At 66.3% G+C, this 19,179-nt stretch carries 18 protein-coding genes; 11 read left to right on the top strand and 7 right to left on the bottom strand.

Going from position 1 to position 19,179, the window contains the following annotated elements; genetic code table 11:
• Positions 1-2 precede the first annotated feature (2 nt).
• The 6 genes from ACFB49_RS10560 (at position 3) to ACFB49_RS10535 (ending at position 6,335) form a co-directional block, all read left to right on the top strand.
• Positions 3-3,125 carry an efflux RND transporter permease subunit gene (locus ACFB49_RS10560; RefSeq protein ID WP_380879206.1) on the top strand — a complete coding sequence of 1,041 codons (3,123 nt, stop codon included), beginning with the start codon at positions 3-5 and terminating at the stop codon, positions 3,123-3,125.
• A gap of 41 nt (positions 3,126-3,166) precedes the next feature.
• The gene (locus ACFB49_RS10555; protein WP_380879205.1) at positions 3,167-3,721 is read left to right on the top strand and encodes a TspO/MBR family protein; all 555 of its coding nucleotides are present in this window, start codon (positions 3,167-3,169) and stop codon (positions 3,719-3,721) included.
• A 32-nt stretch (positions 3,722-3,753) separates the two neighbouring features.
• Positions 3,754-4,047, top strand: coding sequence for an accessory factor UbiK family protein (locus ACFB49_RS10550; protein ID WP_380879203.1), 294 nt, complete (start codon positions 3,754-3,756; stop codon positions 4,045-4,047).
• Between the two features lie 114 nt (positions 4,048-4,161).
• A complete protein-coding gene (locus ACFB49_RS10545; protein WP_380879201.1) occupies positions 4,162-4,671 on the top strand; it encodes a YbjN domain-containing protein in 510 nt (169 codons plus the stop codon).
• 168 nt (positions 4,672-4,839) lie between these two features.
• Positions 4,840-5,658, top strand: coding sequence for a pyrroline-5-carboxylate reductase (proC, locus tag ACFB49_RS10540; protein WP_380879199.1), 819 nt, complete (start codon positions 4,840-4,842; stop codon positions 5,656-5,658).
• A 17-nt stretch (positions 5,659-5,675) separates the two neighbouring features.
• Complete coding sequence (locus tag ACFB49_RS10535; RefSeq protein ID WP_380879197.1) at positions 5,676-6,335, top strand: Pr6Pr family membrane protein; 660 nt, start codon at positions 5,676-5,678, stop codon at positions 6,333-6,335.
• Between the two features lie 13 nt (positions 6,336-6,348).
• On the opposite strand, the gene ilvC is transcribed toward ACFB49_RS10535, so the two are convergent.
• From ilvC to miaA, 4 genes are all read right to left on the bottom strand, one after another.
• Complete coding sequence (gene ilvC, locus ACFB49_RS10530) at positions 6,349-7,368, bottom strand: ketol-acid reductoisomerase (protein WP_380879195.1); 1,020 nt, start codon at positions 7,366-7,368, stop codon at positions 6,349-6,351.
• Between the two features lie 117 nt (positions 7,369-7,485).
• Complete coding sequence (gene ilvN / locus ACFB49_RS10525) at positions 7,486-8,001, bottom strand: acetolactate synthase small subunit (RefSeq protein WP_380879193.1); 516 nt, start codon at positions 7,999-8,001, stop codon at positions 7,486-7,488.
• Positions 8,002-8,114: 113 nt separating this feature from the next.
• The gene (locus ACFB49_RS10520; protein WP_380879190.1) at positions 8,115-9,869 is read right to left on the bottom strand and encodes an acetolactate synthase 3 large subunit; all 1,755 of its coding nucleotides are present in this window, start codon (positions 9,867-9,869) and stop codon (positions 8,115-8,117) included.
• 123 nt (positions 9,870-9,992) lie between these two features.
• Positions 9,993-10,943 carry a tRNA (adenosine(37)-N6)-dimethylallyltransferase MiaA gene (gene miaA, locus ACFB49_RS10515; protein ID WP_380879188.1) on the bottom strand — a complete coding sequence of 317 codons (951 nt, stop codon included), beginning with the start codon at positions 10,941-10,943 and terminating at the stop codon, positions 9,993-9,995.
• Here miaA and serB point away from each other — a divergent pair.
• Complete coding sequence (gene serB / locus ACFB49_RS10510; protein WP_380879186.1) at positions 10,936-11,808, top strand: phosphoserine phosphatase SerB; 873 nt, start codon at positions 10,936-10,938, stop codon at positions 11,806-11,808. The genes miaA and serB overlap by 8 nt on opposite strands.
• 95 nt (positions 11,809-11,903) lie before the next feature.
• On the opposite strand, the gene ACFB49_RS10505 is transcribed toward serB, so the two are convergent.
• A complete protein-coding gene (locus ACFB49_RS10505; protein WP_380879184.1) occupies positions 11,904-12,221 on the bottom strand; it encodes a hypothetical protein in 318 nt (105 codons plus the stop codon).
• A 78-nt stretch (positions 12,222-12,299) separates the two neighbouring features.
• The gene (locus ACFB49_RS10500; protein WP_380879182.1) at positions 12,300-13,256 is read right to left on the bottom strand and encodes an SPOR domain-containing protein; all 957 of its coding nucleotides are present in this window, start codon (positions 13,254-13,256) and stop codon (positions 12,300-12,302) included.
• A gap of 161 nt (positions 13,257-13,417) precedes the next feature.
• Between ACFB49_RS10500 and ACFB49_RS10495 the strand changes: the two genes are divergently transcribed.
• The 3 genes from ACFB49_RS10495 to ACFB49_RS10485 are packed head-to-tail and all read left to right on the top strand — an operon-like array spanning position 13,418 to position 16,153.
• Complete coding sequence (locus ACFB49_RS10495) at positions 13,418-14,137, top strand: AAA family ATPase (protein ID WP_380879925.1); 720 nt, start codon at positions 13,418-13,420, stop codon at positions 14,135-14,137.
• An 11-nt stretch (positions 14,138-14,148) separates the two neighbouring features.
• Entirely contained in the window at positions 14,149-14,736 is a 588-nt protein-coding gene (locus ACFB49_RS10490; RefSeq protein ID WP_380879180.1) for a hypothetical protein, read from the top strand.
• Positions 14,737-14,755: 19 nt separating this feature from the next.
• Entirely contained in the window at positions 14,756-16,153 is a 1,398-nt protein-coding gene (locus tag ACFB49_RS10485; RefSeq protein WP_380879178.1) for an SPOR domain-containing protein, read from the top strand.
• Positions 16,154-16,155: 2 nt separating this feature from the next.
• On the opposite strand, the gene ACFB49_RS10480 is transcribed toward ACFB49_RS10485, so the two are convergent.
• Complete coding sequence (locus tag ACFB49_RS10480) at positions 16,156-18,834, bottom strand: DUF4118 domain-containing protein (protein ID WP_380879176.1); 2,679 nt, start codon at positions 18,832-18,834, stop codon at positions 16,156-16,158.
• 221 nt (positions 18,835-19,055) lie between these two features.
• Here ACFB49_RS10480 and kdpF point away from each other — a divergent pair, with 221 nt between their 5' ends.
• Positions 19,056-19,175, top strand: coding sequence for a K(+)-transporting ATPase subunit F (kdpF, locus tag ACFB49_RS10475; protein WP_380879174.1), 120 nt, complete (start codon positions 19,056-19,058; stop codon positions 19,173-19,175).
• Positions 19,176-19,179: the final 4 nt, after the last annotated feature.

Genomic DNA, 19,179 nt, shown 5'->3' with positions numbered 1-19,179 from the left:
CGATGATGCTCTCCGACGTCTCGGTCAAACGCCCGGTCTTCGCGGCGGTGATGTCGATCCTGCTGACGATCGTCGGCCTGGTCGCCTTCTTCACCCTTTCGGTTCGCGAATATCCCGATGTCGATCCGCCGATCGTGTCGGTCGAGACGACCTATACGGGCGCCGCCGCGAACGTGGTGGAGAGCCGCGTCACCCAGCTTATCGAGGAGCGGCTGGCCGGTATCGAGGGCATTCAGACGATCACCTCGCGATCGCGCGACGGCACGTCGGACATTTCGGTCGAATTCACGCCGGGCCGCAACATCGACGACGCCGCCAACGACGTGCGCGATCGCGTCGGCGGCGTTGCGGAAGATCTGCCGGACGACGCGCTGCCGCCCGAAATCCGCAAGGTCGACGCCGACGCACAGCCGATCCTGTGGTTCACCTTCTCCGCCCCGCAGGGCTGGTCGCGCATCCAGCTTTCCGACTATGTCGATCGCGTTCTGGTCGATCGCTTCTCCGCGATCGACGGCGTCGCCCGCGTCCAGATCGGCGGCGAGGCGCGGCCCGCCATGCGCGTGTGGCTCAACCCGGAGAAGCTGGCCGCCTTCAGCCTGACGCCGGGCGATGTCGAGACCGCGCTCCGCACGCAGAATGTCGAGCTTCCGGCTGGGCGTATCGAGGCCCGCAGCCAGAATGTCACCGTCCGCGTCAATCGCCCGTTTGCGACCGCGGATCAGTTCCGGCAACTCGTGGTCGGCCGCGGCGCCGATGGCTATCTGGTGCGGCTGGGCGACGTCGCGCGCGTCGAAGAAGCGCCGGAAAATCTCTATTCCTCCTTCCGCGCCAACGGCCAGACCGGCGTCGGCGTCGGCATCGTCCGCCAGTCGGGCGCGAACACGCTGGCGGTGGCGGATGCGGCCAAGGCGGTCGCTGCCGACATGCGCAAGAACCTGCCGCAGGGCATGACGATGGAAGTGGGCAGCGACAGCTCACTCTTCATCTCGCGCGCGATCGAAGGCGTCTATCACACCATGGGGGAAGCGGCGATTCTGGTCGTCGCGGTTATCTTCCTGTTCCTTGGCAGTTGGCGGGCGACATTGATCCCCGCGATCACGGTGCCGATCTGCCTGCTCGCCACCTTCGCGGTGCTGTGGGCGTTCGGTTATTCGATCAACCTGCTGACCTTGCTCGCGCTCGTCCTCGCGATCGGCCTCGTCGTCGACGACGCGATCGTCGTGCTCGAAAATGTCTATCACCGCATCGAGCAGGGCGAAGATCCGCTCGCGGCCGCTTTTCTCGGCACGCGGCAGGTGGGCTTCGCCGTCATCTCGACCACGTTGGTCGTCTGCGCGGTGTTCGTGCCGGTGATGTTCATCGCCGGCCAGTCGGGCCTGCTGTTCCGCGAGCTCGCGGCGGCGATGATCGGCGCGGTCGCCTTCTCCGGCTTCCTCGCGCTTACATTGGCGCCGATGCTCTGCTCGAAGCTGCTCCGCAATGAGGAGCGCGGCAAACTGGCGCGATGGGTCGACGATCGCTTCCGCAAGGTTGAAACCCGCTATTCCAACCTCCTCGAACGCTCGCTCGGCAAGCCGATTCTCGTGCTTGGTAGCGTCGGCGTGGTTCTGGCTGGCGCTGCCGCCTTGTTCATGACGCTCCAGTCCGAACTGGTGCCGACCGAGGATATCGGCATCGTCCAGCTCACGGTGAACACGGCCGAAGGCACCGGCTTCGAGGAGCTCGACCGGCAGATGCGCAAGGTGGAGGAGCAGGTGTTGCCGATGCTCGACACCGGCGCCGTCCGCCGCGCGATCACCCGCGTGCCCGCCAGCTTCGGCACGACCGAGGACTTCAACAGCGGCGGCATGACCTTGTTCCTGAAGCCGTGGGAAGATCGCGACATCAAGACGCAGGACGTGGTCGACGCGGTCAACGAAAAGCTGCGGGACCTGCCGGCGATGCGCGGCAACGCCTCCTCGCCTTCGTCGCTCGGCCGTGGACGCGGCCAGCCGCTCAATTTCGTCATCGCCGGCGCCACCTATGAGGAATTGGCCCGCGCGCGCGACCGCATCCTGGCGGCGGCCGAGGACAATCCCGGCATCATCAATCTCGATTCCGATTATAAGGAAACCAAGCCCCAGCTTCTGATCGACGTGGATACGGCGCGCGCCGGCGATCTCGGCGTCTCGGTCGATGCGGTCAGCCAGGCACTGCAGACGCTGATGGGGTCGCGCCGCGTTTCCACCTATGTCGATCGCGGTGAGGAATATCGCGTCATCGTTCAGGCGGAGCAGGGCGGGCGCAAGGTCGAGGAGGATCTCGGCCGCGTCTATGTCCGCTCGATGTCGGGCCAGCTTGTCCCGCTCGCCAACCTCGTCACCCTGCGCGACAGCGCCGACGCGCGCGAGCTTGGCCGCTTCAACAAGATGCGCGCCATCACGCTTTCGGGCGGCCTCGCGCCCGGCTATTCGCTGGGCAAGGCGTTGACCTTCCTCGAACAGCAGGCAGCGGCCTCGCCCGAAGTGACGGCGGTCGGCTATCGCGGTGAAAGCCAGGCGTTCAAGGAAAGCGGCGGATCGATCCTGATCGTCTTCCTGCTGACGATCGTCATCGTCTATCTCGTGCTGGCGGCCCAGTTCGAAAGCTTCGTCCACCCCGGCGTCATCATCACCACCGTGCCGCTGGCCGTGGCCGGCGGCGTGATCGGCCTGGCGGTGATGGGGCAGACGCTCAATCTCTACAGCCAGGTCGGCATCGTCATGCTGGTGGGTCTGGCGGCCAAGAACGGGATCCTGATCGTCGAATTCGCCAACCAGCTTCGCGATGAAGGCGTGGCGTTCGTGGATGCGATCCGGCAAGCGGCGCTGCGCCGTCTCCGGCCGATCCTGATGACCTCGATCGCGACGGTGGCGGGCGCCGTGCCGCTGATGATCGCCAGCGGCGCGGGTGCCGCCGCCCGGCGCGCGATCGGCGTCGTGGTCGTCTGGGGCGTCAGCATCGCGACGATCATTACCCTGTTCATGATCCCCGTGCTTTACGTGCTGATGGCGCGACGGACCGGTTCGCCGCTGGCCGTGACGCGAAAGCTTGATGCGGCGCTGGAAAACGGATCGCAGGCGGGGCACACTCAACCGGCAGAGTAAGCGACCAGGGGCGGTCGCGTTTTTGGGGGAAACGGACAGGCATGGGCCAGATCGCTTCGCAGTCGCAGCTTCGCATGGCATTTCTTCGGTGGGCTTTGGTCTTTGTGCCGCTGGTCCTGTTGCTCGGCATCGCATCGGGTTGGGTCGCCAATTCGGGATATGGCAATCCCTGGTTCGATGCGCTGCAGAAGCCCAGCTTCATGCCGCCGGGCTGGGTGTTCGGCGCGGTCTGGACCGTACTTTACGTGCTGATGGGCTTCGCGCTGGCGCTGATCGTTTCCGCGCGCGGCGCCCGCGGGCGGCAGGCGGCGATCGCCTTGTTCGCCGTCCAATTGGTCCTCAACCTCGGCTGGTCGCCACTTTTCTTTGCCTTCCATCAGGTGACGGCGGCGCTGGCGCTGATCCTGATCCTGGTGCTCGCTGTCGCGCTGACCATCTGGCGATTCTGGCGGATCAGGCCGGTTGCGGGGCTGTTGCTCTTGCCCTATCTGGCCTGGCTGATCCTTGCGAGCGCGCTCAATTACGAGATCATGCGCCTCAATCCCGATGCGGAATCGCTTGCACCGGGGCGCGCGCGCACCCAGATCAGTCTATAATTCGTAAATGAAGCGCACGGGAGCGCCTGAACATGCAATCTGAGAACCGCATTTTTGACGACCTCGTGAAGGTGTTCAACGGCGCCGCCGGCACGCTCGCAGGCATGGGCCGCGAGGCCGAGGCGAATGCGCGCACCCGTGCGAAGGAATGGATCGGCGGGCTCGATTTCGTCAGCCGTGACGAGTTCGAGGCCGTCAAGGCGATGGCGGCGGCGGCCCGCGACGAGGCGGATGCGCTTCGCGCGCGGCTCGACGCGCTTGAGGGCAAGGCCGCCAAGCCCAAGGCGACAAAGGCCAAAACCGGTGCCGAAGCCCCTGAATCCTGAGCCAATTCATCCACAGCTTTCTAGTGATGTGGCGCCCGGACCCATGGTTCGGGCGCTTGCCACTTGTGGCCTGCGGGTTCACGGTGGATCGCCAACGCCCGTGGGGAGGGGCATATGACCGTCGATGATTTCGAGAGCGGCCGGGACGCAAGTGCCCCGATCGAGATGCTCGAGCAATATTTCGCCGCCCACGGCTGGAGCCACGAGCGCAATGGCGACGAGGAGATCGTCGCCAATTTCCAGGGAAGCTGGGCGCAATATGAGCTGCGCGCGGTGTGGCGGGAGGAGGATCGCGTCCTCCAGTTCCTGGCACTGCCGGATATCCGCGTGCCGACCGACAAGCGCGCGACAATCTATGAGACGATCGGGCTGATCAACGAGCAGCTTTGGATCGGCCATTTCGAGATGTGGGCGACGTCCGGCATGCTGCTGTTCCGCCATGCCGCGCTGCTGGAAAACGGCCAGGAATCGGTGCTGACGATCGAGCAGGCCGAAACCCTGGTGGAAGCCGCGATCGACGAGTGCGAGCGCTTCTACCCCGTCTTCCAGTTCGTGCTGTGGGCCGACAAGACCCCGCAGGAGGCGATCTCCGCGGCGCTGATCGAGACGCAGGGCGAAGCTTAGGCCCGGCTGCGCCGGCGATTGGCCCGGCGGGGGTGGCCGATTCCGCCCGATAAGCTACATCGTCACCCTAAACTTGTTTCAGGGTCCATCGTGCCACAATCACCGTCCGGTCGAGCGGAGGGATGGATGCTGAAACAAGTTCAGCATGACGGTTAGGAGAGGCTGAAGGTGTCTGAACTTCTCGAAGGTCCGCTCTGGCTGGTCGGTGCCGGCAATATGGGCGGGGCGATGCTGCGCGGCTGGCTCGCAGCCGGGCTCGATCCGCGCCAGGTCACCGTCATCGATCCCATGGCGAAGGATCTGCCCGAAGGCGTGCTGGCGCTGGCCGCGCCGCCGCCCGATGGCGCCGCGCCCGCGGTGCTGGTGCTGGCGGTGAAGCCCCAACTTCTCGACACGGTTGCGCCGGGCATTGCGCCCGCGCTGGAGCGTGAGACGCTGCTGGTGTCGATCCTTGCCGGCGTCGAGGTCTCTTCCCTCCGTCAGCGCTTCCCCAAGCCCGAAGGCGTGGTGCGGGTGATGCCCAACACGCCGGTCGCGATCGGCAAGGGCGTGATGGCGCTGCACGGCTCGGGCCTGTCGGATGACGCCGCGAAGCTGGCTGAGAGGCTGACCCGCCCGCTCGGCCTGGTCGAATGGATCGAGCGCGAGGATCAGTTCGATGCGGTGACGGCGCTGTCGGGCTGCGGCCCGGCCTTCCTGTTCCGCTTCATCGACGCGATGGCCGATGCGGGTGCGGCGCTCGGCCTGCCCGCCGATCAGGCGGCGCGGCTGGCGCTGGCGACGGTCGAGGGCGCAGCACTGCTCGCGGCCCAATCGGACGAAAATCCCGGCATCCTCGCCGATCGCGTCGCCAGCCCCGGTGGCAGCACGCGCGAAGGCATGAACGTGCTGGACGAAAATGGCGCGATCCGCGATCTTCTTGCCCGCACGCTGGCCGCCTCGGCCCGGCGCAACGCGGAAATGGCGGCCGCCGCCCGCGGAGGCTGAACGGAAAGGGCAAGGCGATGGGCCGGACCGGGAGACTCTTCGCCTGGATCGGCTTCGCCGTCGGCCTCTATGCGGTGACGCTGCAGGGATCGCTGACGATCCCCGAACGGCTGGCCAAGGGCGATACGGTCACTGGCGCGCTGACTTTCTATTTCAGCTTCATGACCATCCTCAGCAACAGCGTGCTCGCACTCGTCCATCTGGCGGTCGCGAGCGAGGCACCCGCTTTGGCGCGCCTGCGCGGCCCGGCGGTGCGCACGGCCATGGCCGCGCTGATGCTGTTCGTGATGGTCTATTTCCATTTCGCGCTGGCACCGACGCTGGCGCTCACGGGATGGTGGCGAGTGGCGAGCCATCTGCTGCATTATGCGACGCCCAGCCTCTATCTCATATCCTGGCTGCTGTTCGCACCGCACGGGCAGACGCGGCTGGCTCAAGTGCCGGCGATGGTCGCCTGGCCGCTGGCTTATGTCCTCTACGCCATCGGGCGCGGGGCAATGGTGGGGGAATATCCCTATCCGGTGCTCAATGCGGCGACGCTGGGCTATGGCCGCGTGGCGATCGGCGTCGTCGTGCTGCTGCTGATATTCGCGCTGCTGTGCGCGGGGCTGATCCTGCTGGATCGCTGGCTTGGCCGCTTTGGCCCGCCGGTGGCGGAGGGGGCCAGGCAAGCCTGACCCCCACACTCCCTTAGTTCTTGGCCTTGTCGACCAGCTTGTTCTTGGCAATCCACGGCATCATCGCGCGCAGTTCCGAACCGACCTTTTCGATCGGGTGTTCGGCGGCGAGCTTGCGGCTGGCCTTCAGCTCCGGCTGGCCGGCGCGATTGTCGAGGATGAAGTTCTTGACGAAACGGCCCTGCTGGATGTCGGCCAGCACGCGCTTCATTTCGGCCTTGGTCTCATCGGTGATGATCCGCGGGCCGGTCGTGATGTCGCCATATTCGGCGGTGTTGCTGATCGAATAGCGCATGTTGGCGATGCCGCCTTCATACAGCAGATCGACGATCAGCTTGGTTTCGTGGAGGCATTCGAAATAGGCCATTTCCGGCGCATAGCCGGCTTCGACCAGCGTTTCGAAACCCGCCTGGATCAGATGGGTGATGCCGCCGCAGAGCACGGCCTGCTCGCCGAACAGATCGGTCTCGCACTCTTCCTTGAAGTTTGTCTCGATCACGCCCGAACGGCCGCCGCCGATCGCCGAGGCGTAGGAGAGGGCGACGTCATGCGCGTTGCCGCTGGCATCCTGCGCGATCGCGATCAGGCAGGGCACGCCGCCGCCGCGCTGATATTCGGAACGGACGGTGTGGCCCGGCCCCTTCGGCGCGATCATGAACACGTCGAGATCGGCGCGCGGCTCGATCAGACCGAAATGGACGTTCAGGCCGTGGGCGAAGGCCAGCGCCGCACCCTGCTTCAGATTGTCCTTGAGGTCGTTCTCATAGATCGCGGCCTGATGCTCGTCGGGCGCGAGGATCATGACGATGTCTGCCCACTTGGCGGCATCGGCATTGCTCAGCACCTTGAAGCCGGCCTCCTCGGCCTTCTTCGCCGTGGCCGAACCGGGGCGCAGCGCGATCGCGACTTCGGTCACGCCCGAATCGCGCAGGTTCTGGGCGTGGGCATGGCCCTGGCTGCCATAGCCGACGATGGCGACCTTCTTGGTCTTGATGAGGCCGATGTCGGCATCACGATCATAATAAACGCGCATGTCTTCATTTTCCTTCCGTCAATTCGTCATGCCAGCGTAGGCTGGCATCTCGTGCGGTTGAGGTGCTTCCCTGGCCGCAGGAGACCCCAGCTTTCGCTGGGGTGACGTGTTCGTGATTCAAGCCGGTTCCGTGCCCCGCGCGATGGCGGCGACGCCGGTGCGGGCGACCTCGATCAGGCCGACTTCGCGCATCAGTTCGAGGAACTTGTCGATCTTCTCCGATCCGCCGGTCACCTCGAACACAAAGCTGCTGATCGTCGCGTCGACCACGCGGGCACGATAAACCTCGGCCAGGCGCAGCGCCTCTATGCGATGGTCGCCCGTGCCTTTCACCTTCACCAGCGCCAACTCGCGCTCGACATGGGGGCCGAGCGCGGTGAGGTCGGTCACCTTGTGGACGTTCACCAGGCGATCGAGCTGCGAGATGATCTGGTCGATCACCTCCGGCGATCCCGCGGTCACGATGGTGATGCGGCTGATCGTCTCGTCCTCGGTCACATCCGCGACGGTGAGGCTCTGGATATTGTAGCCACGCGACGAGAACATCCCCGCGATCCGCGCAAGGATACCCGCCTCGTTGTCGACGATGACGGAGAGCGTGTGGCGCTCGACGACTTCTTCCTTGATGTGCATTCGTCTCTTCTCTCGTCATCCCAGCGCAGGCTGGGATCTCGTGCAACAAGGGTACGGTTTGCGGAGCGAGGCCCCAGCCTTCGCTGGAGCTGCGGCGCTGGTTCCGCCTTTGGCTACACCAGCGCCTTGGCCTCGTCGTCCATTTCGCCCGATACCTCGTTGGCCTGCAGGATCATCTCGGTATGGGCGGCCCCCGACGGGATCATCGGGAAGCAGTTGGCGAGCTTGGCGACGCGGCAATCGACCATCACCGGGCCAGGGGTCGAGATCATCGCTTCGATCCCGGAGTCGAGATCGGCGACGTCCTCGATCCGCAGCCCGGTCCAGCCATAGGCTTCCGCCAGCTTGACGAAATCGGGCAGCGCCTCGGAATAGCTTTCCGAATAGCGGCCGCCATAGGTCAGATCCTGCCACTGGCGAACCATCCCCATATATTCGTTGTTCAGGATGAAGATCTTCACCGGCAGGCGATATTGCGTCGCCGTCGACATCTCCTGGATGTTCATCATGATCGATGCTTCGCCGGCGATATCGATCACCAGCGCGTTGGGGTTGCCGATCTGCGCACCGATCGCGGCGGGCAGGCCATAGCCCATCGTGCCGAGACCGCCCGACGTCAACCACTTGTTCGGCCCTTCGAAATCGAAGTGCTGGGCGGCCCACATCTGGTGCTGGCCGACCTCGGTGGTGATGATCGGGTTCTTCGCGTGCGTCGCCTCCCACAGCCGCCGGATGGCGTGCTGGGGCATGATCTCCTTCTTCGATTCCGGATAAGCGAGGCTCTTCTTCGCCCGCCACTGATCGATCCTGGCGAACCACGGCTTCAGATCCTGCGGCTGGTGCTGGCGCGCCTTCCACAGCTTGACCATGTCCTCCATCGCGCGGCCGACATCGCCGACGATGCCAAGGTCCGCACGGACGATCTTGTTGATCGACGAACGATCGATATCGACGTGTATCTTCTTCGATTTTGGCGAGAAAGCGTCGAGCCGCCCGGTCACGCGATCATCGAAGCGCGCGCCCAGGGCGACGATCAGATCGGCCTCGTTCATCGCATAATTGGCTTCATAGGTGCCGTGCATTCCCAGCATCCCCAGCCATTGCGGGCTGGATGCCGGGAAGGCGCCAAGACCCATCAGGGTCGAGGTAACGGGCGCGCCGGTGACGCGGGCCAGTTCACGCAGGATCTGGCTGGCCGCCGGGCCCGAATTGATGATGCCGCCACCGGTGTAGAGGATCGGCCGCTCGGCCGCCGCCAGCATCTCGACCGCCGCCTCGATCAGCGTCGGCTCGGCCTTCACCTGCGGGCGATAGCCCTTGTGCGGCAGCGCCGCGGTGCCGGGCTTGCGATAGGGCGCGGTCGCGACCTGGACGTCCTTGGGCAGATCGATCACGACGGGGCCGGGGCGGCCGGACGTGGCGATGTGGAACGCCTCATGGACGATATCGCCCAGCTTGGCGGGGTCCTTCACCAGATAATTATGCTTGGTGCAGTGGCGCGTGATGCCGACGGTATCGCATTCCTGGAAGGCATCGGTGCCGATCAGCGCGGTCGGAACCTGGCCGGTGATGACGATCATCGGGATCGAATCCATCAGCGCATCGACAATGCCCGTGACGGCATTGGTGGCGCCGGGGCCCGAGGTGACGAGCACGACACCGGGCTTGCCGGTCGATCGGGCATAGCCCTCCGCCGCATGCGCTGCTCCGCCTTCCTGGCGGACGAGGACGTGGCGAATCTTCTTCTGTTTGAAGATTGCATCGTAAATGGGAAGCACGGCTCCGCCCGGATAACCGAACACGACCTCGACGCCGAGATCGGTCAGCGCCTCGATCAATATGTCCGCGCCGGAGCGTTCGGCAGCCATCACGTCGTCCTTTCAATCACTCATGCATGCGGGGGCGGATAGTCCATATCCGCCCCCGCTTGAAGCATCGCCTTTGTCGCAGCGCACAAGCGCCACGGGAAGGGTGCTGCTAAAGGCAAGAAACTATCTTGTCAACGCCTCGTCACGTAATTTTATTACTAAATTGCTGATGATGTCGTTATCGAGTTGCGCTTCGATGCGCATCCATTGCGCGGGCGGTTGCTGCCGGAACCAGGTATATTGGCGCTTGGCATACTGTCTTGTCGCCGCGGTGGCGCGGTCGACCATGGTTTCACGATCGAGTCGCTCGCCCAGGAATTCCGCGATCTCAGGCACGCCGATCGCCCGCATCACCGGCAGGCCGGGATCGAGCCTGCGAGCGATCAGCGCCTCCACCTCGGCGATCGCACCTTCATCGAGCATCGCTTCGAAGCGGCGGTCGCACCGCGTCCGCAGCCAGTCGCGCGGCGGAAGCAGGATGGCGGGGACGATGCGGACGGCTTGGCCGATCCCGCCCTCGCGCAATTCCTGCCATTGCGAGAGGGGGCGGCCGGTCGACCGCACCACCTCCAGCGCGCGGGCGACGCGGGTCGTATCGGCGGGGTTGAGCCGCGCTGCTGCTTCAGGGTCTTCCTCCGCAAGCGCAGCGTGCGCTTCCGCCACCGGCAGCGCGCGGACGACGGCGCGGACGGCAGGATCGATGTCGGGCACCGGGGCAATGCCGTCGATCAGCGTGCGGATATAAAGGCCGGTGCCGCCAACCAGGATCGGCAGCCGGCCGGACGCGTGTGTCGTGGCGATCTCGGCCTTGGCCTCATCGGCCCAGCGCGCTGCCGAACAGCTTTCCGCGCCGTCGATATGGCCGAACAGGCGGTGCGGCGCGCGCGCTTCCTCTTCCGCCAAAGGCCTTGCCGAAAGCAGGCGCAGATCGCGATAGACCTGGCTCGCATCGGCGTTGATGACCACGCCGCCGGTCTTTTCCGCCAGCGCCAGTGCCAATGCCGACTTGCCGCTGGCCGTCGGCCCTGCGATGAGCGCCACCGCCTGCATCTTCGAGGAGTCCTTCGTGTTCATCGCCACCCTGATAGCAACGGACGGCAGCCTGGCGCCCGAAATTTCCGATCGCGCGCGGCTGGCGCTGGCCGATGCAGGCTGCGCACCTGTTGTCGGGCGGTGGATCGACGAGGGCTATGCGCTCGATATCGCCTTCGCCGGCGATCCCGCGGCGGCCCGCGCGGTGCTCGAGCCGATGGCCGATGTCGTCGTCCAGCCGGAAGCCGGTCGCGCCAAGAAACTGCTCGTCGCCGACATGGATTCGACGATGATTACAATCGAATGCATCGACGAACTGGCCGATTATGCCGGCATCAAGGCAGAGATCGCCGAAGTCACCGAACGCGCCATGCGTGGCGAGCTGGATTTCGAGGCGGCGCTCGATGCGCGGGTGGCATTGCTCAAGGATCTCGACGCCGGGGCGATCGACCGCTGCCATGCCGAGCGGGTGGTGCTGATGTCCGGTGCCCGCACGCTCATCCAGACGATGAAGGCCCATGGCGCGCGCTCCGTGCTCGTATCGGGCGGGTTCACCGTGTTCGCCGATCGGGTTGCGGCCGATATCGGTTTCGATCGGGCACTCTCCAACACCTTGGGAATCCATGGCGGCAAGCTGACCGGCACGGTCGCGCGCCCGATCGTCGGGGCAGCCACCAAGCGCGAGACGCTGATCGCCGAGGCGGAAGCGCTGGGGATCGACCTGTCCGAAACGCTGGCGGTGGGCGACGGCGCGAACGATATCCCGATGATCCAGGCAGCGGGACTGGGCGTTGCCTATCACGCGAAGCCGAAGACGGCCGCCGCGGCTGGCGCGCGGATCGACCGCGGCGATCTGACCGCGCTTCTTTACGCGCAAGGGTATGCCCGCAAAGATTGGGTAGCCTAATTCTCGTCATGCCAGCGCAGGCTGGCATCTCAGGCGGTTATGCGGGCCCGTATGCCGCACGAGATGCCAGCCTGCGCTGGCATGACGCAAAACGGCTAACCCCGCCGGCTCATATCCGCGCCGATCGCGGTCAGCGCAAAGGCCACGGCCGCGCAGCCGCGATCGAAGGACAAGGCGACACCGTCACCGGATAGCCCGGCGACATGCGCGCGAATCGATCCAGCCTCGGGATGTCGCAACTCGACCGCGGTCCCGAGCGCGGGTCGCGCTACCGTCTCGACGAAGGCGCCAGCGGCGGAAATGTCGCGCAAGGCCGCGGGCGAGGGGGCGTCGCTGACGAGGATGCACATCCGCCGCCGCCGCCATGGCGATGCCATGGTTAGTCTGCGGGTGAAATCGCCGTGAACCGCCATGCCTGCCCCTCCTGGACGGCGGGCATATCGATTCGGCGGTGGAAGAACCGTTAAGCTGCCGAAATCACGCCTATGCAATCAGGGCGCGCGGCGCGGGAAGCAGGCGTGGCCCTTTGCCTTGATCCGGGCGCAGGCCTGCTCGGCCGCGGCACTGCTGGCGAACGGCCCGGCTTGCAGCCGCACCACCGCGCCGGCCGGCACCAGATGATGCTGCAGATCGGACAGCCCCGCATCTTCCGCCTTGAGCTGGCGCCACAAGGCTTCGGCATGGTCATTGTCCGCCAGCGCGCCGAGCTGAATGCGCCAGCCGCCGCCGACGCTCGTCTTCATCTGTGGCGGCGGTGCCTTAGCCGCAGCGGGTGGAGCCGAAGCAACGGCCGGCTTCGCGGGTGGCGGTGTTGTCGGCTTGGTGGTCGCCGAGCCGCGCGCCATTTCACGCGCGAGCGCCTGGCCCTGCATGCGTTGGTCGAGCGGGATGTAGCGGTCCATTTCGGCGAGGCTGGAGACGGCCGGCGGAAGGCCCGATGCGGCCGCACGCGTCATCAGGGCATAAGCGCGCACCCAATCGCGCGGCGGCGGATTGCCGTTGAACAGCATGGTGCCGACCACGAACTGGGCACGGGCATCGCCATAGTCGGCAGCCTTGTTCAGCCACGGCATCGCGCCGGTGCGATCGCCGTCACCGAACAGCAGCAGGCCGTAATTGGCCTGCGCCTGGGGGTGATCCTGCTCCGCTGCCTTGCGATACCATTCGCGGGACGCTTTCGCGTCCTTCTTGACGCCGCGGCCGAGCCGATAGGCTTGCCCGAGATTATATTGTGCGTCGGCGTTGCCGGCATCTGCCAGCGGGCGCCAGATCGCCACGGCCTGCGCATCATCGCCCGCCTGCCATGCAGCGACGGCCGCCTTCAGATCGGCTTTGGGGGTGGGCGACGAGGACGGTTGGGCCGGCGGCGCCGACATCAAGGCGGTCGCTGAAACCAGCGCCACCGTCATCACCACGGTCCCGATCCGGATTGTCCCCAATTTGCCCATGCTTCCCGTTTCGCGCGCCCAACGCGCCCCCTTCGGCGAATATGGTTAACGAACCGTTGTCGAAGATGGAATGGCGTCATGCGGTGACGTCGCGAGATTAACCACTTCTTAGGCCGGGCGGTGGCATTCGGAACGATAGCAAGGACTATCGGGGAATGGTTATGCGCGTTTTGGCGTTGGCATCGCAGAAGGGCGGGTCGGGGAAGACCACGCTTTCGGGCCATCTGGCCGTCCAGGCCCAGCGCGCCGGTGCGGGGCCGGTGGTGTTGATCGACATCGACCCGCAAGGATCGCTATCCGATTGGTGGAACGAGCGGCAGGACGACATGCCGGCTTATGCGCAGACGACGGTCGCGCGGCTCGCCGCCGATCTTGAAATGCTGCGCCAGCAGGGTTTCCGCCTGGCCGTGATCGATACGCCGCCCGCCATCACCGTGGCGATCCAGAGCGTGATCCAGGTCGCCGAGCTGATCGTCATCCCGACCCGGCCGAGCCCGCACGATCTGCGCGCCGTCGGCGCCACGGTCGATCTGTGCGATCGCGCTGGAAAACCGCTGCTGTTCGTCGTCAATGGCGCCACCCCCAAAGCGAAGATCACCTACGAAGCGGCTGTCGCGCTCTCGCAGCATGGCACCGTCGCCCCGGTGACGCTGCATCACCGCACCGATTTCGCCGCCTCGATGATCGACGGCCGGACGGTGATGGAGGTCGATCCCAAGAGCAAGTCGGCCGCCGAAGTCGAGGCGCTGTGGAGCTACGTCTCCGATCGCCTCGAAAAGAATTTCCGCCGCACCGTCTTCGCGGCACCGGGCCAGATCGCCGGCACCTCCGGTGCGCGGTCGGCGAGCGGTGGCTTCGGCCGCCGCGTCGTCCAGCATTGAGGAGCGCAACAATGAACGAACCGCGCCCCTTCGCGTCGCTCACCTCCAGCCTGCTCGCGCGCAAGGGTTTTGCCCGCCCAGCGATGCGGCCCCAGGGTCATGCCCTGCTTAGCCCGAATCAGGATGATCTGGGCTGGAACGACATGGGTTCCTATGAAGATCATGACGCCGACAATATCGCGACCGCCAATATCGCGCCGGCTTCCTATCTGACGCCGCTCGGCGCTTCCGAAGCGGAGACCCCTGCCGAAACGCCGCTGCCCGCGGTGCTGCGCCAGCAGCAGGAGATCGAGCAGGAGTTCAGTGTCGAGTCGGTTGCGGAAGCAGCGCCGGCCGTCGTCGCTACGCCTGCCAAGCCCAAGGCCCGTCGCAAGGCGGCAGCACCGAAGGTTCGCCAGCAGGTTGCGGCCCAGCCGGCGCGTTCCAAGGCGGCGTTCACGCTGCGGCTCGATGCGGAACGGCATCTCCGTTTGCGCCTCGCCTGCGCCATGGGCCACCGTTCGGCGCAGCGGCTGCTGATCAACGCGCTCGACGCCTATCTCGACGATATCCCCGGCCTGGATGCGCTCGCTTCGAGCCTGCCCAACGGCCACGCCTGACCAGCGCAAGGAAAGCATGATGAAGACCGACGTCCTGCTGAAGCTCACCGTTTCCGCCGCCTGCCTCGCCCTCGTCACGGTCGGTTGCAAGCCGGCCGGATCGCGCCCGGCATCCTTGTCCTCGTCCGCGCCGTCCTCGTCGCGGGATGCGGCCAAGGCGGCGTCGAAGGCGATGGCGGCGATCAACGAGCGCAAGGCAGATGTCGCCATCGTCGAAGCCGAAAAGGCGGTGTCGCTGGCGCCGCGCGACGCGGGCTATCGGGCGATGCTCGGCCAGGCCTATCTGATCCATGGTCGCTTCGCTTCGGCGCAGGCGGCGTTCAGCGATGCGCTCGCGCTGCATTCGGAACAGCCGCATGTCGGCCTCAGCCTTGCACTTACCGAGATCGCGATGGGCCGCGGTGGCGCAGCGCAGCAGGTGCTCGACGGACTGGAAGGCAAGGTAGCCGAGGCCGATCGCGGTCTGGCTTATGCGCTGGCCGGTGAGGTCGATCGTGGCGTCACTATCCTCGAATCGGCAGCGCGGGCGCCCGGCGCCGGTGCCAAGGCCCGCCAGAATCTCGGCCTTGCCTATGCGATGGCCGGCCGCTGGGGCGAGGCGCGTTCGATCGCCGCGCAGGATCTGCCGGCCGATCAGATCAGCCGGCGCATGCTCGAATGGGCGATGTTCGCCAAGCCGCGCCAGCGCTGGGATCAGGTGGCGAGCCTGCTCGGTGTCCGTCCGGGTCTCGATGCCGGTATGCCGGTCGCCCTCGCGCTGGCGCCGACCGCGCCGGCTGCTGAGCCTGTTGCACTCGCTCAAGCCGAGCCGCAGCCGCAGCCCGAGGCGACCGCCGCCCCGGTTGTGGCGCCCGAGCCGGTGATCGAGCCCGTCGCGTTGGCCGAGGCCGCTCCGCCTGCACCCATAGAAACCGCCGCGGTTCCCGAATATGTCGCGCCCGAGCCGACGCCGACCAACGCGCAACCGCTGTTGCAAGCCGCCGTTGCGACCAACCATGGCGTAACGCCCGTGCCCACGCTGATCGCCGCGCCGCGTTCGCCGATCAAGGTCGCTTATGTGGTGCCCGTCCGGAAGCCCGCGTCCGTCGTCCAGCAGCGCGCCAAGGGCGGCTTCGTCGTCCAGCTCGGCGCCTACAGCACCGCTTCGCGCGTCGAGACCGCGTGGAATCGCATCGCTGCCCGCGTCCAGATGATCGAGGATTATGTGCCGTCGACCGGCACTTTCGATCTGCAGCACACCGGCACCGTCTATCGCCTCAGCCTCGCCGGTTTCGCGACGCGCGCCGCGGCGGTCGACCTGTGCGAACGTGTCCGCGCCAAGGGCGGCGAATGCTTCGTCCGCGCCAGCTTCGACGATCGCCCCGTGCAGTGGGTCTCGCGCAGAAAGGCCAAGGGCGAACAACTCGCCATGCGCTGATTTCAGGGTAGTTCCGCGTCCTCACCGGCGGTCGCCGGAACGACCAGATCGCCGCCGAAGGATAAGGTGAACATCGCGCCGCCGCTCGGCCGATTGGCAGCGGCGACATGGATACCCATCGCCGTGGCGAAGCCCTTGACGATGGCGAGGCCGAGCCCGCTCCCGCCCTGCCGATCGCTGCCGCGCCCTTGCGCAAAGGTCTCGAAGATCAATGTCTCCATGCCCGGCGGCAGGCCCGGCCCTTCGTCGAGCACGCTCAGATCCACGGCATCGGGCGTGCGGCGTCCCTCGATGCGGATGGTTTCGCCGGTGCCGCCATGCTGGGCGGCGTTGACCAGCAGGTTGATCAATATGTGATGCAGCAGCCGCGGGTCGGCGCGGACCAGCGGCAGGTTGGGTGGCACGCTGAGGTCGATCCGGTGGTTGCGGAGCTGCTCGCGTGCATCATGCACGGCCGATCCCACGGCGTCGGTCAGGTCGATCGGCTCGGGCGCGATGTCCAGCGCGTCGCTGTCGATCCGCACCATGTCTATCAGATTGTCGAGGAAGCGCTTCAGCCGCTGGGTCTCGGCGCGGGCGACTTCGACGGCCCCGGACTGGGGATGATCGACGGCCAGCGTCTCCACTGCTGCCATCACCGATGTCAGCGGCGTGCGAAGATCGTGGCCGATTGACGAGAGCAAGGCAGCGCGCAGCCGGTCGCGCTCCTTCAGCACCGAAAGCTCGCGCATCTCGCCTTCCAGCCGCAGCCGCTCATGGGCAAGCGCGGCCTGGCCGACCAGCGTGGACAGCAGCACCGCCCGATCGGAGGAAACCGGGTCACGCCCGTCCTCGCGTGCGAGGCCCAGGACCGCGAGCACGCCAAGCGCGGTCTTGAGCGGGTGGAACTGCCAGTCGGCGGCATTGAGCGTAGCGGTGCCGCTGCCGGCTGGCTCGCCCCGGCTCCATGCCCATTCGGCCGCCGCCATGTCGACCGGCCCAAGATGGTCCAGCTCGGGCTGCGATGCCTTGATGACGAGCCTTCCGTCCTGCTCACCGAGCACTATGGCCTGCACGTCGAGCAACAGCGCCGCTTCCTCGCACACCACCTGCGCCGTCGTCCGTCCGTCCGACACACGCGCCAAGGTCTGTGCGAAACCCGCGACGGCGGCATTTTCCCGCGCGCTGCGCACGCCGATCGACGCGCGCGATCGCAGCTGGCCGGCAAGCTGGCTGGCAAAGGCGGCGACGCCGATCAGCACCACCACGGTCACCACGCTCTGCGGATCGGCGATGGTGAAGGTGTGGAGCGGCGGCAGGAAGAAGAAGTTGAAGGCCAAGGCGGAGATGAGGCCGGTGATGAGCCCCAGCCGCAGGCCGAATCGCACCGCGGCCGCCATCACCGGCAGCAGATAGACCAGATCGATCGCGCCCGGCCCGGTGAGCGGCAGAACGAGATGCGCGAGCAGGGTGGCAGCGGCGACAAGCGCCAGGATCGTCGTCCAGGCTTGCGGCGTTCCCCAGCGCGACGCCGTGGGCCGCACGCGCGGCGCCTTCATGGTATCGGCCCGGTCGGCAGGGATGACGTGGATCGCCAGCCCCTCGCTATCCTTCAGCAGCGCCTCGACGACCGATCCGTGGCGGAGCTCAAACCACCAGCTTCGCTGCGATTTGCCGATCACGACCTGGGTGGCCCGCATCCCGGCGATCTGGGCGAGCAGGCCGGCCAGCACGCTTTCCGCCGGCACTGTCGCAATCGTCGCGCCCAGGCTGGCGGCGAGCGCGAGGGTATCGGCAACGCGGTGCTTCTGGGCTTCGTCGAAGCTTTCGGTACGTGGCGTCTCGATGTGGACGGCCGTCCACGGGCTGCGCAGCGCATCGGCCAGCCGCTTGGCGGATCGCACCAGCGCCTCCGCGCCGGGCAGTTCGCTCACCGCCACCAGCACACGGTCACCACCCGCGAAGGTGCCGGGCATGGCGCTGGCGTCGAGATGCTCGAGCATCTGCTTGTCGACGCTGAGCGCGGCGCGGCGCAACGCCATTTCGCGCAGCGCCGACAGGTTGGACTTGGAGAAGAAGTGGGAAAGTGCGCGCGTCGCTTCCTCGGGCACATAGACCTTGCCCTCTTCCAGCCGCTGGATCAGCTCGTCGGGCGGCAGGTCGACGATCTCGATCTCGGCATCGTCGAACACGCTGTCGGGCACGGTTTCGCGCACGCGGACGCGGGTGAAGCTCGCCACCACATCGTTGAGGCTTTCGACATGCTGGACGTTGATCGTCGTATAGACGTCGATCCCGGCGCCCAGCAGCTCCATCACGTCCTGCCAGCGCTTCGGGTGGCGGCTGCCGTCGGCATTGGTGTGGGCAAGCTCGTCGACCAGCGCCAGCGCCGGATGCCGCGCGATCACCGCGTCCAGGTCCATCTCCATGTGACCGGGATGGACCGTCGGGCGACGGGGGACGATTTCGAAGGGGGTGAGCAATGTCTGCGTTTCGGCGCGGCCATGCGTCTCGACCACCGCGACGACGACGTCCTTGCCCTTGGCGAGCCGCTCGGCGCCCTCGCGCAGCATCTCGAATGTCTTGCCGACGCCGGGTGCTGCGCCAAGGAATATCTTCAGCCGCCCGCGACCCTCGCGCGCGGCGGTGCGCAGCAGCGCGTCCGGGGAAGGACGCAGGGGTTCCAGCGGCTTGCTCGACACGGATCGCGGATTACGCCACCGAGAAGGTGGAGTCGATCAGCCACCCCGAACTTAATGGAATTCTAATGCCGGCCCCGCGCTTCACTATCGAAGCTAAACGGCTGCCGCGCCTATCTGCGCCATCCTCCGGGCGAAAGATCGTCCGAAACTGGAGGATGGTTTCATGTCCGATCTGATCTGGCTGGCAGCGCTCGGCGGGCTGGTTGCCGCGACTTTTGCCTATGTCCGCCTCTGCGACGTGGCCTGACATCATGGCGCTCGATCTCCTGCTCGCCGCGATCACCGCCGCGGGCCTGCTCATCTACCTCGTGGCCGTGCTCGTCCGGCCCGAACGCTTCTGATCGG

It is taken from the genome of Sphingomonas sp. DBB INV C78, assembly GCF_042693015.1.
Lineage (GTDB): Bacteria > Pseudomonadota > Alphaproteobacteria > Sphingomonadales > Sphingomonadaceae > Sphingomonas_E.
Note: the sequence above shows the minus strand (reverse complement) of the source record. Positions and strands in the feature narration are given on the sequence as shown.